This is a genomic window from Parabacteroides merdae ATCC 43184, from assembly GCF_025151215.1.
GTDB lineage: Bacteria > Bacteroidota > Bacteroidia > Bacteroidales > Tannerellaceae > Parabacteroides > Parabacteroides merdae.
Genome location: NZ_CP102286.1, coordinates 3180418 through 3197450 on the forward strand (window position 1 = coordinate 3180418; position 17033 = coordinate 3197450).

The 17033-nt window shown below is 50.0% G+C and carries 12 protein-coding genes; 11 read left to right on the forward strand and 1 reads right to left on the reverse strand.

Features of this window, described 5'->3' with window-relative positions; genetic code table 11:
• Positions 1 to 106 precede the first annotated feature (106 nt).
• The 11 genes from NQ542_RS13280 to porN all read left to right on the forward strand — a co-directional run bounded on the left by NQ542_RS13280 (position 107) and on the right by porN (position 14273).
• Complete coding sequence (locus NQ542_RS13280) at positions 107 to 1204, forward strand: efflux RND transporter periplasmic adaptor subunit (RefSeq protein WP_005633330.1); 1098 nt, start codon at positions 107 to 109, stop codon at positions 1202 to 1204.
• A 9-nt stretch (positions 1205 to 1213) separates the two neighbouring features.
• Positions 1214 to 4270 (forward strand): efflux RND transporter permease subunit, encoded by a 3057-nt coding sequence (locus tag NQ542_RS13285; protein WP_005633336.1) that lies wholly within the window; start codon positions 1214 to 1216, stop codon positions 4268 to 4270.
• Between the two features lie 11 nt (positions 4271 to 4281).
• Positions 4282 to 5607 (forward strand): TolC family protein, encoded by a 1326-nt coding sequence (locus NQ542_RS13290; RefSeq protein WP_005633337.1) that lies wholly within the window; start codon positions 4282 to 4284, stop codon positions 5605 to 5607.
• An 89-nt stretch (positions 5608 to 5696) separates the two neighbouring features.
• Entirely contained in the window at positions 5697 to 6488 is a 792-nt protein-coding gene (locus tag NQ542_RS13295; protein ID WP_005633338.1) for an O-methyltransferase, read from the forward strand.
• Positions 6489 to 7087: 599 nt separating this feature from the next.
• A complete protein-coding gene (locus tag NQ542_RS13300; RefSeq protein ID WP_005633341.1) occupies positions 7088 to 7651 on the forward strand; it encodes a cob(I)yrinic acid a,c-diamide adenosyltransferase in 564 nt (187 codons plus the stop codon).
• Positions 7652 to 7724: 73 nt separating this feature from the next.
• Positions 7725 to 7946: a DUF2795 domain-containing protein gene (locus tag NQ542_RS13305; protein WP_005633363.1), complete on the forward strand. Its 222-nt coding sequence runs from the start codon at positions 7725 to 7727 to the stop codon at positions 7944 to 7946.
• 111 nt (positions 7947 to 8057) lie between these two features.
• A complete protein-coding gene (locus tag NQ542_RS13310; protein WP_005633365.1) occupies positions 8058 to 9008 on the forward strand; it encodes a PorP/SprF family type IX secretion system membrane protein in 951 nt (316 codons plus the stop codon).
• Positions 9009 to 9011: 3 nt separating this feature from the next.
• On the forward strand, positions 9012 to 10439 hold the full coding sequence (porK, locus tag NQ542_RS13315; RefSeq protein ID WP_005633367.1) for a T9SS ring complex lipoprotein PorK/GldK: 1428 nt from the start codon (positions 9012 to 9014) through the stop codon (positions 10437 to 10439).
• Positions 10440 to 10491: 52 nt separating this feature from the next.
• The gene (gene porL, locus NQ542_RS13320) at positions 10492 to 11559 is read left to right on the forward strand and encodes a type IX secretion system motor protein PorL/GldL (protein WP_005633369.1); all 1068 of its coding nucleotides are present in this window, start codon (positions 10492 to 10494) and stop codon (positions 11557 to 11559) included.
• A gap of 6 nt (positions 11560 to 11565) precedes the next feature.
• On the forward strand, positions 11566 to 13134 hold the full coding sequence (porM, locus tag NQ542_RS13325; RefSeq protein WP_005633371.1) for a type IX secretion system motor protein PorM/GldM: 1569 nt from the start codon (positions 11566 to 11568) through the stop codon (positions 13132 to 13134).
• A gap of 47 nt (positions 13135 to 13181) precedes the next feature.
• Positions 13182 to 14273, forward strand: a complete 1092-nt coding sequence (porN, locus tag NQ542_RS13330; RefSeq protein WP_005633373.1) for a type IX secretion system ring subunit PorN/GldN — start codon at positions 13182 to 13184, stop codon at positions 14271 to 14273.
• Between the two features lie 100 nt (positions 14274 to 14373).
• On the opposite strand, the gene NQ542_RS13335 is transcribed toward porN, so the two are convergent.
• Positions 14374 to 17031, reverse strand: coding sequence for a transglutaminase domain-containing protein (locus NQ542_RS13335; RefSeq protein ID WP_172676527.1), 2658 nt, complete (start codon positions 17029 to 17031; stop codon positions 14374 to 14376).
• Positions 17032 to 17033: the final 2 nt, after the last annotated feature.

Below are 17033 nucleotides of genomic sequence, written 5' to 3' on the forward strand. Positions count from 1 at the left end.
AGTTTGTTTCTTGTTAAACCTTTTTGCACCTAATTCGTCTATAATTTCGTGTACTTGTGTATATTTACGTGTCGATAAGTGTTTTTAAGTAGAATACCAGAAAAATATGACGAAGAGAGTGAAGTGGAGCGTGACGGCCGCAATTGTTTTGATGATTGCCGGAATGATCGCTTACCCGCAGATTAAAAGCCGTATGAAGGCATCCAAAGATGCAGCCGAAGTGGTTCCGCCAGCCGGAAGCCAAGTTCGGAAACAAGTTTTGAACATTAACGCGGAAGTGCTGAAATATCAGTCCCTTACCGACAAGACCATTGTAACCGGCAGTACGATCCCGGATGAGGAGGTAGACCTCTCGTTCGAATCGTCGGGCAAGATCGTGGCCATCTATTTTACGGAAGGTACGCATGTGAAAGCCGGTGACCTGCTTGCCAAGATCAATGACAAACCGTTACAGGCGGAACTGAAGAAGTTGGAAGCGCAAGTGCCTTTAGCCAAGGATCGCGTGTACCGCCAGCATACGCTTTTGGAAAAGGACGCGGTCAGTCAGGAGGCTTATGAACAAGTGGCTACCGAATATGAAAAGCTGATGGCGGACATCGAACTGGTAAAAGCCAATATTGCCCAGACCGAGCTCCGGGCGCCGTTCGACGGGATTATCGGCCTTCGTAATGTCAGCGAAGGAGCCTATGCCTCCCCCTCGACAGTTATCACCAAGCTGACAAAAATATCTCCCTTGAAAATCGAGTTCTCCGTTCCTGAACGCTACTCTGCCGACATCAAGGACGGTACGCCGATCGTATTCAGAATGAACACGTCCGTCGGCATGATGCAAGACTACAAAGCGACCGTTTATGCAGTAGAAAGCAAGATCGACGAGGCAACCCGCTCGCTGAAAGTGCGTGCAACCTATCCGAACCGGGACGAGTCGATCGTGCCGGGACGCTATACATCTGTCGAAATTACCCGCCGTGACATAAAAGACGCATTGGCGATCCCCAGCGAGGCACTGATCCCGGAAATGGGAAAGAACATCGTCTACCTGTATAAGAATGGCGTGGCCGAACCTGCCGAAATTATCTTAGGACTCCGCACGGAAAGCCAGGTCCAGGTATTGAAAGGGCTGAGCGTAGGTGATACGGTGATTACTTCCGGCGTGATGCAGCTTCGGACGGGAATGAAAGTGTCGATTGATAACCTGAAGTAACGAAGCAACATGGCGAATATTTCCGAAATAAGCATAAAGAGACCGGTACTCTCGACCGTGATGACGATCATCCTTCTGTTGTTCGGGATGATCGGTTATAAGTTCTTAGGGGTCCGTGAGTTTCCGAGTGTGGACAACCCGATCATTTCGGTCAACGTAACCTATCCGGGAGCCAATGCCGAAGTAATCATGAACCAGATTACGGAGCCGCTCGAACAGAATATCAACGGTATTCCCGGCATTCGTTCGCTGAGCAGTGTCAGCAGTCAGGGAAGTTGCCGTATCACGGTAGAGTTTGAACTGTCTGTCGACCTGGAAACGGCGGCCAACGACGTGCGCGACAAAGTTTCGCGTGCCCAGCGTTACCTGCCGCGCGACTGCGACCCGCCGACGGTATCGAAAGCGGATGCCGATGCTACCCCGATCATGCAGATCGGTATCCGAAGCAGCAAACGCTCGTTGATGGAACTGAGTGAAATTGCCGAACTGACAGTGAAGGAACGGCTTCAGACCATTCCGAACGTGAGTGGCGTGGACATCTGGGGACAGAAACGCTACTCCATGCGCCTGTGGCTGGACCCGATCAAAATGGCCGGCTACGGAATTACTCCGTTGGATGTGAAGAACGCAGTGGACGCCGAAAACGTCGAGCTTCCTTCCGGGAGCATTGAAGGAAACACGATCGACTTGTCTATCCGTACGTTAGGACTGATGCACACGGCAACGGAATTCAATGATTTGATCATCAAGCGTGACGGCGACAATATCATCCGCTTCCAAGACGTAGGGCGAGCCGAGGTGAGCCCGGAAGACTTGCGAAGCGTGATGCGCAAGAACGGCGAACCGATGGTTATCGACGTCATCATCCCGCAGCCGGGCGCCAACCAGATCGAAATTGCCGATGAGGCATACAAACGTATCGAGCAATTGAAAAAAGACCTGCCGGAAGACGTAACGGTCGAAATGGTGTACGACAATACACGCTTTATCCGGGCCTCCATCGCGGAGGTCGAAGAAACCATCTATGTGGCATTCCTGCTCGTGGTGCTGATCATCTTCCTGTTCCTGCGCGACTGGCGCGTGACGCTTGTCCCGGTGGTCGTTATCCCCGTATCATTGGTCGGGGCATTCTTTGTGATGTATGTCTCCGGCTTCTCCATCAATGTGCTGACAATGTTGGCGGTAGTGCTCTCGGTCGGACTGGTGGTGGACGACGCGATCGTGATGGCGGAGAACATCTACGTCCGCATCGAGCAGGGAATGGAACCGAAAGAGGCCGGTATAGACGGGGCGAAAGAGATATTCTTCGCCGTCGTGTCTACGACGGTAACACTCGTGTCCGTGTTCCTCCCGATTGTCTTTATGGAAGGTATGACGGGACGCTTGTTCAAGGAGTTCAGTATCGTGATCGCCGGTTCCGTAACGATATCTTCCTTTGTGGCTTTGACCTTTACGCCGATGTTGGCGACCAAGCTGCTGAGAAAACGCGAAAACAAAGGCTGGTTGTACACAAAGACGGAACCGTTCTTCGAAGGCATGAACAATATCTATGCAAAGTCGCTGAACGCGTTCCTGAACCACAAGTGGTGGTCCATACCGATTGTCGTGATCCTTTTCGGCTCCATCGGCTATTTCTGGCGAACCATCCGCTCCGAACTTTCTCCATTGGAAGACCGTTCATCCATTTCGATCAATATACGTGCACAGGAAGGAGCTACCTTCGAGTTCATCCGCGACTTTACGGACCAAGTGGCCGCCATGGCCGACACGTTGGCTCCCGAGCGGCAAGCCCTAACGGTTCGTGCGAATAACAGCAACGGATACATCACCGTTTTACTTCCCGACATCAAAGATCGCGAACGTTCGCAGATGGAGATTGCCGATGTGCTGTCAAAGAATGTACGGGGCAAGACAGAAGCACGTGCTTTCGTCCAGCAGCAATCCACTTTCGGAGGACGTCGCGCAGGTATGCCCGTTCAATATGTTTTACAAGCGACCAGCCTGGAGAAGCTACAGGAGTATTTGCCCGCCTTTATGCAGAAGGTAAGCGAAAGCCCGGTGTTCCAGATGGCAGACGTGAACCTGAAGTTTACGAAACCCGAAGCCCGTATCGAGATCAACCGCGACAAAGCTTCTTCATTGGGCGTCAGCACCCGCACGATTGCCCAGACACTACAATATGCATTGAGCGGCCAGCGTATGGGATATTTTTACATGAACGGGAAACAGTATCAGATATTGGGCGAAATCAACCGCCAGCAGCGCAACACGCCGTTGGACCTGAAATCCATTTATGTCCGCAGCGATGCAGGAGAGATGATCCAACTGGACAACCTCGTCACGTTGAAAGAAGACGTTGCCCCTCCTCAGCTGTACCGTTACAACCGCTTTGTGTCGGCAACGGTTTCCAGCGGACTCAACAAAGGTTATACGATCGGTGACGGCCTGGACGAAATGGACCGTATCGCCTCGGAGACGCTGGACAACAGTTTCCGCACGGCCCTGTCGGGCGAATCGAAAGAGTTCCGCGAAAGTTCGTCCAGCCTGATGTTTGCCATGATCCTCGCACTGTTCATGATCTATCTGGTCCTGGCCGCGCAGTTCGAGAGTTTCAAAGACCCGTTGGTCGTGATGTTCACGGTTCCGCTGGCTATTGCAGGGGCGTTGATCTTTATGAGCTATTCAGATATAACCATGAATATATTCAGTCAGATCGGTATCATCATGCTGATCGGTCTGGTGGCGAAAAACGGTATTTTGATCGTAGAGTTTGCCAACCAGCGCCAGGAAGCGGGACTGAGCATGGCGGAAGCGATCCGTTCGGCTTCCACACAACGTCTGCGGCCGATCCTGATGACCAGTATTTCGACGATCTTAGGATTGGTTCCGCTCGTATATGCTTCGGGCGAAGGGGCACAAGGACGTATCGCGATGGGTATCGCCGTAGTGGGCGGTATGATCGTTTCGACATTCCTTACCCTGTTTATCGTCCCGGCGATGTACAGCTTTATTTCCACGGACAGACAATCGAAAATTAATAATCAAGAATTAAAAATTAAGAAATAAGGCAATTGAGGATGAAGAGGTTTCTTTTATTAATATGTATAGCATTTACGGTCGTCCCGGCCGAGGCGCAACGGGTGTTCAGCCTGGACGACTGCATCCAGACCGGATTGGAACGCAATTATTCCATCCGCATCATCCGTAACGAACAGCAGATCAGCGACAACAACGCCACTCCCGGCAATGCCGGCTACCTGCCGACCGTCGACCTGAGCAGTGGTTTTAGCGGCACGCTTAACAATAACAATAACAAGTTGTCCGACGGAACGACAGAAAAAACGAACGGCATCCACAACGAGACGGCAGACATCGGCCTGAATGTGAACTGGACCGTCTTCGACGGATTAGGCATACAGGCCACTTACGAAAAACTGAAAGAGTTACAGAACTTGGGAGAATTGAACACCCGAATGACAATCGAGGATTTCGTTGCCGACCTTTCGAGCGAATACTACAACCTGATCCGCCAGAAGATCCGCCTCCGCAACCTCCGTTCCACGCTCGAACTGTCCCGCGAACGTCTGCGTATCGTGGAAGAGCGGTATTATATCGGCTCGATGTCCCGCCTGGACCTCCAACAAGCGCAAGTCGACTTCAATGCCGACAGCTCCAACGTCCTGAACCAGTTGGAACAAGTGCATACTTCACGTATCCGCCTGAACCGGCTGATGGCATTGGAGGATGTGGAGGAACAAGTACTGATCAAGGACTCCCTGATTACCCCCAACCCGTTTTTAGATGAAGTGGAACTATGGAAAAGCACGCTTACCTCCAATTCATCTCTGCTGATCGCCAAGAAGAACCAGGTGATTTCCGAGTTGGACTACAAAAAGATCAAGAGCCGTAACTATCCGTATGTCAAATTGAATGCCGGATACGGCTACACGGCGAACTGGTACGAGGTAGGAACGACCGACCTCCAGCGCCGCCTCGGCCTCAACTACGGGGTGACGGTCGGCATCAACGTATTCGACGGTTTCAACCGGAAACGCGAACAACGGAATGCCCGGATACAGATTCAGAACCAAGAATTGCGCACACAAGAACTCGAACTGGGATTGCGGGCCGATATGAGCAACTTCTGGATGGCTTATCGCAACAACCTGGACTTGTGGAGCCTGGAAAAAGAGAACTTGGTCGCGGCACAGGAAAACTACCGGATTGCGATCGACCGCTATAAACTGGGCGACCTGTCCGGTATCGAATTGCGTGAAGCCCAGAACAGCCTGCTCGAAGCGGAAGAGCGCCAGTCCATCGCCGAATACTCCACCAAGATATGCGAAATCTCCCTTTTGCAGCTTAGCGGAAAGATCATGGATATGTTCCATGAAAATGATTAACTTTGCAGAGTTAACGATTTATGATTTTAGATTTATGATCGAGGTTCACAAATCATAAATCTAAAATCATAAATCTAAAATCATAAATCATGCGCATTATCCCCAAAGCTAATACACTAAGAAAAGGCATACTTTTATACAGAGGCATCCGTTACCGCAAAGGCTTCGGGGTTCATTCCCCCTTTGTCTTCAACCTGATCACGAAAGTGATTGAGGAGCGTTGCCAATACTATAGCTTCTACGACATCGAACTGATCCGCAAGCAGCTGCTTTTCCAAGATGACGAGATCACTTATCCCGACCGCCAGCAAAAGGGGAAGATGCGCCGCCGCACGATCGGCCGGATTGTCGAACGCGAAGCGATACGGCCCAAGCACGGCGCCTTACTTTTCCGTCTTGCCAACTATTTCAAATCAAAACACATCCTTCAGTTCGGCCCTTCCATGGGCCTGTCCACTTTGTATCTGACTTCATATGCATCCGATCTGAAATGTATCGCTCTGGAAAACGTACCGGAGTTTGCCTCCATCGCCCGTATCGCTTTCGGCAAAGCCGCCCGTAACCCGGTCGACCTGCGTGTCGGAAGCTACAAAGATTTACTACCGAAAGCCTTGAAAGACATGGAGCAACTCGATTTTGTCTTTTTCAACACCCTGTATGAGCAGCAAAACAATAGCTGGCTGTTTGAGGAATGCTTGAAACATGTGCACGGCGATACGGTCTTTGTTTTCGAAGGCATCAAAACCAGCCGCAAAATGCGCGAATTCTGGCGGGAAGTATGCTGTCATCCCGAAGTAACGGTGACGATCGACCTGTATTCAATGGGAATCGTGTTTTTCAACAAGAAGTTACACAAGAGGGATTATATCGTCTATTTCTGACTCTTTATCCAAAGATACAAACAAATTGATTTTTGACTTATACATCCGTCTAACCTCATCGACTGCAATGCTCGATTTGATCTGTGACCGTGATAATAATAGGAAACAATAACAAATATGCAAATAAAAATATACAGACCATACGCTAACTTGAATAAAAGTATTATAGAGTGATAGAGGCCATACTTCTAGCTTTAAACTATAAGGTCATAGAGTTTTTGACCTAAGTCGAATACCTTTTCGACCTTAGTGAAAAAGGTTTTCGACCATAGGCAAAAAGGTATTTGACTTAGGCCGAAAATAAAAAAGGATATAGGACAAAACGTAAATATCTATATATTAGCACACAAAAGTTTTCCGCAATCTCCTCATTTATCACTTAAATATGTCGCTTTGGGTACAAGGACGAGGGGGAGGAACTATAATCAAGCTGGATCAAGACGAGACATTGGTAAAGATGCCTGCAATTTTTTCTTTCCCATCAAAATAAATAATCCGAATCCTTGCACAAATCCCGGAATCTGACGAATATTGTACTCCTTTTTGCAACATCTGGCAAGGATGTGCGATTATATAATAAAACGATAAGTTATTGTCATATGAAAAAGAGCATTATATACACAGGGACCGGCGACAAGGGAACCACTTCCTTAGTTGGCGGCGAACGGGTATCGAAAGCGCACCAACGTATCGAAAGCTATGGTACGGTCGACGAACTGAACTCGTTTATCGGGTTGTTGATCACTTCGCTTGAAGAGAAAGCGGATCAGGACTTCCTGCTGTTTATCCAGCACAAGTTGTTTACGATCGGTTCCTATCTGGCAACCGATCAGGAAAACACGGAACTGAAAGTAGAAAGTAAGGTGATGCCGGAAACGATCACCCGTATCGAGCGGGAAATAGACCGCCTGGATAACGAACTGCCCAAGATGCGCAACTTTATTTTGCCGGGAGGAAGCCGCCCGGCCTCTTTGGCACATGTGTGCCGGACAGTCTGCCGACGGGCCGAACGCCAGATCTACCGTTTGGCAGAGACAATTCCGGTTGAAGAACCTGTCCTGGTTTTTATAAACAGATTGTCTGATTATCTGTTTGTTCTGGCACGTAAGGAATGCATACGGAATAATGGCAAAGAAATTATCTGGGATTATACTTGCATCTAAAGAATATTGTTTTATTTTTGCGGAAAATTTGAGAACCTGACCGCCGTAAGGTGGTTATTAATACTTGACAGCTATGTATTGGACATTAGAGTTAGCTTCAAAACTGGAAGACGCACCCTGGCCTGCAACCAAGGATGAACTGATTGACTATGCACAACGTTCTGGTGCGCCACTGGAAGTGATTGAAAATTTGCAGGAAATGGAAGACGAAGGTGAGATTTATGAATGCATGGAAGATATCTGGCCCGACTATCCAAGTAAAGAAGACTTTTTCTTCAACGAAGAAGAATATTAATGTGCGATAAAAACGTACAGGCATGAAATAATAACGAGGTGGCAGGGCTATGTCCCGCCGCCTCGTTTGCTTTTTATACAATTTATTCGGATTTATTCCGTTTCTTGATATATGAACAAATATCTCCTGCTTATTATCCTTTTGGTAACCGGCCTCACGGGAGCGCGGGCGCAATACGACTCGCAGCTAAGCCAGTATTTTATGGCGCTGGGTTACTATAATCCGGCGTATGCGGGTGTTACGGGAGACTTGAACATGTTGGCGCTGTCTCGTTTGCAATATGTCGGGATCGACGGGGCGCCGACCTCCTTTTTCATCAATGCGGATATGCCACTGAAGATCGGGAAAACCAATCATGGCATCGGGATGGTCGTCTTTACCGAAGGAATCGGGCTTTTCGTCAATACACATGTCAATTTGCAGTATGCCTATAAACAAAAACTGTTTGGCGGTACGCTCAGTATCGGAATGCAGTTCGGAATGGTAAACCAGTCGTTTGACGGAGAAAAGGTCTTTTATCCGACCAGCCAGTTCCACCAACAGGAAGACCAGGCAATTCCAAAGACGCAGGTGAGCGGAATGGGCTTCGACTTGAACGCCGGGCTTTACTATCACCGCAAGAACCTCTATGCCGGTTTGGGCGTCACGCACTTGAACAAGACGGAGATCATATTGGACGAATATTCTTCCATGTATCTCGCCAGCACATATAATTTGATAGCCGGATACAATATTCAGTTTCGAAATCCGTTGTATGAATTACAGCCGTCTGTATTCCTGAAAACAGACATGCAGAGCTTCCAGGCGGACATAACCGCCCGGCTGTTTTATAATAAGATGTTTAACGGAGGTTTTTCCTGGCGTGTGAATGAGTCGCTGATCCTGTTGTTAGGAGCCAAGATCGGGAGTTTTCAGGTAGGATATGCGTATGATTTTCCGATCTCTACCATACCCATCTTGAAAGCCACGAGTGGAAGCCACGAGTTGGTAGTGAGCTACAAGTTGAAGTTGAAAAAATCGAAGTCAGGAAAGAATAGACATAAAAGTGTACGTATATTATAGTATATGAAAAAAGTATTGTTAGTACTTGCGGCAGTAGCCCTGTTTACCTCATGTGGCAAAACCCTTTCCGGTGGCGGGGGCGAAGTGACAGGGGTACGATCGGTGGCGTTTAACGAACCTGCCCCTTACGGGATGGTTCTGATCAAAAGAGGCTCATTCGAGATGGGACCCGCAGATAAGGATTCCTTGTGGGGGATCAATCCTGAAACGAAAGGCGTCTCTTTCGATGCTTTCTGGATGGACGAGACAGAGGTGACGAATGCCAAATACCGTCAGTTCGTGTATTGGGTGCGCGATTCCATTATCCGCGAACGTCTGGCCGACCCGGCTTATGGCGGCAATGACCTGTTTAAGATTACTGAAGATAAATATGGCGAACCGGTGACTCCGCATCTGGACTGGAGCCGCCCGATTCCTTGGAAACGTGCCAATGAAGACGAGATACGGGCAATCGAAAGTGTCTACACCGTAAATCCGGTGACCGGCGAAAAGACGTTGGACCCGAAACAGATGGTCTATCGCTACGAATGGTACGACTATACGTCAGCAGCCCTTCGCAAACACAACCTGGACCCGGCAGCCCGCGTGCGTAACACCGATATCCAGGTCGACCCTGACGAAGTGATCATGATATCCAAAGACACGGCCTACATCACCGAGGAAGGCGAGATCGTGAACGAAACCATCACACGACGGCTCAGCGGGCCGTGGGATTTCCTCCACACCCGTATCGTGAATATCTATCCGGACGAAAGTTGCTGGGTGAACGATTTCAACAATGCTTACAACGAACCTTATATGCGTATGTATTTCTCGCATCCGGGCTATGACGATTATCCTGTGGTAGGCGTTTCCTGGGAACAGGCGACAGCATTCTGCGTATGGCGCACCAACCTGTTCAAGGAATCTCTGAACTTCCCCAGCGGACAGGCTCTCGAACCGTTCCGCCTGCCGACCGAAGGCGAATGGGAATATGCGGCCCGTACAGGCAAGAACGAAAACAAATATCCGTGGGCAGGCGACGAGCTGGTGAGCGGAAAAGGTTGCTTCTTGGGCAACTTCAAACCGGGCAAAGGTAACTATACGGAAGACGGCCATCTGATCACTTCGCGTGTCGGCTCTTTCGCTCCGAACGAATTCGGCCTCTATGACATGGCCGGCAACGTGGCGGAATGGACATCGACTTCTTATTCCGAATCCGGACCGAGCCAGATGAGCGACATGAATCCGGATCTGCGCTACAATGCCGCGAAGGAAGACCCGTATGCCATGAAGAAGAAGGTCGTACGCGGCGGTTCCTGGAAAGACGTGGCACAGTTCATCCGTTCGGATATGCGCACCTTCGAATACCAGAACGAAACGCGTTCATACATCGGTTTCCGTTGCGCCCGTACACAAATCGGTTTTTCGAGAGCAAAAGGTAAAAAATAACGCAGGGGCGGAGTTCGCCCGCCCTCTCTAATTAACGAATATACATTATATCATGGGAAAATATAGAAGATATAAAAACAGAGTAGAAATGTACCTCGCCAGTGAAAAAGGCAAGCGGGTACTGAATTTCTGTTATAGCTGGGGAGCCTCCATCGTTATTATAGGCGCCTTGTTCAAGTTGTTACACTTGCCGTATGGTAACCAGATCCTGTTTGTGGCCATGACGGTAGAAGCATTGGTATTCTTTATCTCCGCTTTTGAAAAGCCATTCAACGAATATCACTGGGAAGAAGTGTTCCCGGTTTTGAAATCGAAGAACCCGCTCGACCGTCCGGATTTCGCCAACACGCCTATGTCCAATCTGGTCAATTCGCCTGAGAATACGACCGACGACGAGGTTGCTGGCGGATTGAATATCAACTTAGGCGGCAAGCAGGCTACCGGACTGGGCAATCTCGGCCTGGATGTGAGCGAAGAAGATACGAAAAACCTTTCCGACAGTATCAAGAAACTGAGCGCCGCCGCCGAACAGATCTCCAAGATGGCGGAACTGACGGAAGCGACGCAGAAATATCTGGAACAGCTTTCGGGTATGTCCGAGAATATGGAACGTTTCAGCCAGGTGACGCATTCGCTGACCGACGTTTCCGACACACTTTTGAATTCGTATAAGAGCATTACGGATAATTCGGATGGCATCAACCAGAATTCCCGCGGTTACGTGCAGCAGATGGAAATGCTGAACCGCAACATCTCCGGCTTGAACACGATCTACGAAATACAGTTGAAGAGCATCAGCTCGCAGATCGAATCGATCGAACATATCAACAGTGGCTTGAGCCGCATTCGCGAAATGTATGACGGCTCCGTTGTCGACAGTTCCGTGTTCCGCAACGAAACGGAAAAGATGACGCGACAGTTGGCCGAATTGAACCAGGTATACAGCCGCCTGTTGCAGGCTATGACGGTCAATATGGGATACCAGCAACCGGCGCAGCCCGCACAACCTGTTTACCAGCAGCAACCGCAGCCCGCACAGCAGCAGAATTACCAGCAGGCCTATCAGCAACCGTACGGATATCAGCAGCAGGCTCCGTATACAAACAACCCAATGAAGTAATCGGATATGGCAGGAATAGCAAATAATCCCAATTCGCCCCGTCAGAAGATGATCAACCTGATGTATCTGGTGTTCATCGCCATGATGGCACTCAACGTGTCGTCGGAGGTACTCGACGGTTTCGAACTGGTGGAAGGCAGCTTGCGTACTTCTATCGATAATACCTCGACCCGTAATGAGATCGTTACAGAGGAACTGAAGGCTTATTATCAGACAAATCCCGAAAAAGTACGTGAATGGTACGAAAAGGGGACAAAGGTGAAGGAGGCTTCCGACAGCCTGTACAATTACGTGCAGGATCTGAAAGTGCGTATCGCGCAGATTGCCGATGGTAAGGATGCCGATGTCAATAATATCGATCATAAGGACGACCTCGAAGCGGCTTCCCGCGTGATGCTGTCTCCCGTTTCGGGCGAAGGCAAGAAATTGCGCCAGAGCATCGAAAAATACCGGACACTGATGGGCGAGATGGTGGAAGACTCGGCCAAGACGCGCATCATCGAAGCCAGCCTGTCGACAACGCCGCCTCACAAGGCCGGTATCAATACCCGCACTTGGGAAGAGGCTTTGTTCGAGAATATGCCGGTGGCGGCGGCTGTTACCTTGCTGACGAAATTGCAAAGCGATATCCGCTATGCCGAAGGTGAAGTGTTGTCCAACCTGCTGAGCAGCGTCGACATGCGCGACTATCGTGTGAACCAGATCACGGCACAGGTGATTCCGGAAAGCCAGATCGTCATGCGCGGCAGCCAGTACAAGGCCAATATCGTCTTATCGGCTGTCGACTCGACGAAACGTCCGACCGTCTATGTGAACGGCAAGGAATTGCCTTATGATGCAAACGGCATGTTTACGGCTGTAGCCGGTACTCCGGGCACTTATCCGGTCAAAGGATATATCGAAATGCCGGGCAGCGACGGCAGCGTGATGCGCCGCGAGTTCGAAAGCGAATACTTCGTGACGGAACCGAGTGCGACGGTAGCGCCGATGCTGATGAATGTGTTGTATGCCGGAATCGCCAACCCGATCCGTATCGCCGTGCCGGGTGTGCCCAGCGGCAACGTGACGGCAACGATGACGAACGGGACACTGGTCCGCAAAGGCGACCAATGGGAAGCCCGTCCCGCAACGGTCGGAACGGATGCCATCGTTTCCGTCCATGCTAAAATGGCAGATGGGCGCAACGTCGAAATGGCGAAAACGACTTTCCGCGTACGTGCCCTGCCCGACCCGATGCCTTTTATCGAATATAAGGACCAGAACGGCAATATGCGCAAGTTCCGTGGCGGTCAGTTCTCCAAACGCAATTTGGTGGAAGCCGACGGCATCCAGGCGGCTATCGACGACGACCTGCTGAACGTGCCGTTCAAGGTGTTGAGTTTCGAGCTGACTTTCTACGATTCGATGGGCAACATCATTCCGGAAGTCACGCAAGGCAACCAATTCTCGCAGCGTCAGAAAGATTATATCCGCCGTCTGGCAAGAGGCAAACGCTTCTACATCACCCATGTGAAAGTATTAGGTCCGGACAATAAGGAACGTATCATTCCGACCGTCGAAGTAATCGTCAATTAACATAACGTAGGGACGAGGTCTGCTCGTCCCGTAATGTATAAAGATATATGAAACGTTTATATTACATAGCAACCCTCGCCATCGCCCTGTTCGCCTCCCTCCCCATACAGGCACAGGAAGAGGCCGGCAATACACAGCAACAGCAGCAGAGGCGTCGCGGTCCCGAAGCAAGCCGTGGCGCCCGTGAAGAAGAGAAGAAAGAGAACGGCATGCCCGAACTGACCGTCCGAGCACAGGATATGAACGAGCGAATGACGCAGCATATCGGCAACGCTCGCTGGATGCGTGTCATCTACCGCCAGATCGACCTTACGAAAGAACAGAATGCTCCTCTATACTATCCCACCCAACCGATGAACGGGCAGATGAACTTGTTCTCGATCATCTTCCAGCTGGTATGCGAAGGCAAGTTGTCCGCCTATGAATACCTGGACGGTTACGAGGATTTCAGCGACAACCGCAAGCTCGACTTGAAAGTCATGCTGGACCGTTGCCGTATCTTCTACGAAGAGACGCCAGGCAAAGACAACGAACCTGCCGGTTTCGTCGTGAACGAAAGCGATATTCCTTCCGGCGATGTCCGCTCCTATTACATAAAGGAAGCGTGGTATTTCGACCAGAACAACTCCGTATTCGATGTCAAGACATTGGCGATCTGTCCGATTCTGACAATCGTGGACGATATGGGACAGAACACCATGCCGATGTTCTGGATTCCTTATGAAAATTTGCGTCCCTATATCAATACCGCCTATATCATGACGTCCAACATCAACAACGCCATGACTTTCACGCTCGACGACTATTTCCGTCGCCGGATGTTCCAGGGCGATATCTTCAAGACGCAGAATCTGATGAACCAACCTCTGCAAGCCTACTGCCCAACACCCGATTCGATGAAACGCGAGCAGGAACGTATCGAGAACCAGCTGATTACTTTCGAAAAATCTCTCTATCTGCAACCGGACACAGCTCAGTTGGCAGCTGATACAAAAGGCAAGAAATCTAAAAACGCAACCGTTTCCGCCCGTGGCAGAAAGACGGAAGCCGCAAAAGAGAGCAAACAAAAAGAGGTCAAAATCAAAGCTCCAAAAGCCCAGAAAAGCGCTCCGGTCCGCAGCGTACGCCGTCGCCGGTAATTACCTCTACAATATCCAAAACATAAAAGAGGCGTAGATTAGTGATGACTCGAATGACATCTGCTAATCTACGCCTCTTTTATGTTTCGTCGAAGAGGGATTACAACTTATGTATCACCTTCATCAACTGATCTCCCAAGCCGATTGTGTAGCCTTGTGAAACGAACACTACACGGTTGAAAGTGTCGGCAATGATGAAGATTGGCAGTGTGTTGGCGTTCTGCAACTTCATAGCTGCGGCGATCTCCTTCTGAATTGTTTTGTCGATATCTATGCCATATGTGATGGTAGTTGGCAACTCTCCGAACTCCTTCGGATCGAAGTTCTGGAAGCCTTTTTCATCGGGGAACAACAAAACCATGCCGCGGCCCCATTCTTCAAGGTCCTTCTTTACGGCAGCGATGTCACGCATGGCATGGTTGGTCGGTTCCTGGCGCGCTCCGAGGACAGCGACAACATAATAGCCGCGGCCGGTGGTAGCCAACAGACTCGTTTCCTCGCCGTTATCAGCCCGTTTGAATTTGTTTTCGGAGTTGAAGTTGCCGATGACTTGTACATCGTCCTGGCTCTCACGCATCTCCAGTTTGATATCACTTGTCTTGCCTGGTTCTACGTTGAAGAAAGACATTTCGGCCAGTACGCTACCGTTTGCCATACGTGTTCCGGTTACCAGCATATAATGGCCCTCATCCATAGAAAGCGGCTTTTTCAACAGAGCACTCCAAGTATCACCGCCCCCCATATCCACATCGCCCGATTCGAAGTTAAGTGTCTGCAACTTGCCGGTCGGCAACACTTTCGCAATCGTGAAATGACTGTAATATTTCGGGTCCTGCAATGCTTTGATCGGCTGGTAAGAAGCGACGACCTTACCTTGCTTGGCAACCGTCTGCTCGGCAGCTTCAAAGTCTACATCCACCCAGTTCAGACCTTTCGCATATTGCACTTTTCCCGCCACTGGTTCGATACGTGCCGGAATACCGATGCTACGACATACAGCGACGAAGAATATATCGCGGGAACCTTTATCGGCCACGCGCGATTTCCATACGCCCATCGGCATAATCGGAATGCGTTGCGGATTCAGGCTGTCATTGATACTGATATTTTCCTTCACCCAGTCTACAATTAATTGCGGATCAGCTTTAGCCTTCTTCACTAATGCCGAATCGACGTTGGCGGCGAAAAACTTCCTGTACGGCGTCAGGAACTCGTTTGCCACACGCGGATTGAGGATATATTCGGTAAACAGGGAACTTTGCACAGCCTGGGCATTGTTCAGATGGTCTGCTAACACGGAGGCCGGCGTATCACGCAAGTCCTTGGCAGAGATAACATTCAGCAAATCCATCGCCATCGGACGTTTGTCGGCAGGCGCATCGCGAAGGAACTTCTCGATCTCACGCCAGTTTCCCCGGCTGCCGATCATGAAATCGGCTGTTTTCAGCGGGTCGATACCTAATTCTTTGGCAAGTGCTTCCGCTTTCTCTTCCGTATAAAAAGTGCCTACATATTTATTACGGATCACATCCTCTTCGTGCAAACGCTTGGCGTTGGCCTCTTTCTGTTCGTCCGTCACGCAGGCGGCAATGGAACCGTCTACCGGAGGAATGACATCAAGCGTGACGGTTTCGATGTCACCCGGTTTCTTGTCGAGAGTGATTGTCACGTTATTGTCTTTTCCGAACGACACCTTGCTATATCCGAACTTGCCGTCCTTAGTCGCCCATACCAGCATATCACCTTTACCGGCGGAAAGGAATGCCTTCCCTTCAGCATCCGCCTTCTTATTGGCTACGGAATAGAACTCGGCATAGTTATATATTTTGAACTCGACATCGGCTCCGGCAGCCAGCTGGCCGTTTTCATCCACAATGGTGATCGTTGCTTTGGCCGTCGGGGCATAATTGTCGATCACGTTGATCTCGGTGTAACCGTCGGTTACGTCCATGACTTCTTCCGGTCCGTTGTATTTGCCGAATACTTTCGTGTGCATCAGCATACCACGGTAAGCCGGTCCGTTGAACCACCCCAAGTTAAGTACCGGTTCCGGTTCACAGGCTCCGAGGAAATACCATTTACCGTTTACCCAAGCTTCCACCCAAGCATGGTTGTCGTCGGTATGCGCCCAACGCGGAGTATAGACCTGACGGGCTGGTATGCCGACCGAACGAAGGGCGGCTACGGTAAACGTCGACTCTTCGCCACAACGCCCGTAAGCGGTCTTCACGGATGCCAAAGGCGAACTCGTCCGGGCGTCCGACGGCGTATAGATCACTTTCTCGTGGCACCAATGGTTCACTTCCAGCACGGCGTCATACAAGGACAAGCCCTTCACCCGGTCTTTCAATTCTTCATAAAAGACCATGCGGCTCTCGTCCAGATTCTCGTTGTTGACCCGCACGGGAAGTACGAAATGGCGGAAGATGTCTTCCGGTATGCTGTCTCCCCAAGGCATTTCCACCCGTGCACGAAACGAACTGCGGATATTGTCGAGATACAGTTGCCCGTCATAATCCGTGATATCTCCGATCGGCATATAGGCATACAAGAAAGTAAGCGCCTCTTTTTCGTCGGACGCCATCTTTTGGTTAAAGACTGAAAAAAGGTTTCCGTCCGGCAGAGCGGCCTGCTTTGCCCGGAAGTCATTCTCCACTTCGGCGCGGAACGTATCGTCCGAAATGAAATGTTGCTGTCTATTGCACGAAGTTCCCGCGAGGAGAACGAACAATAGTAGGAATAGATTTGTTTTAATCATAG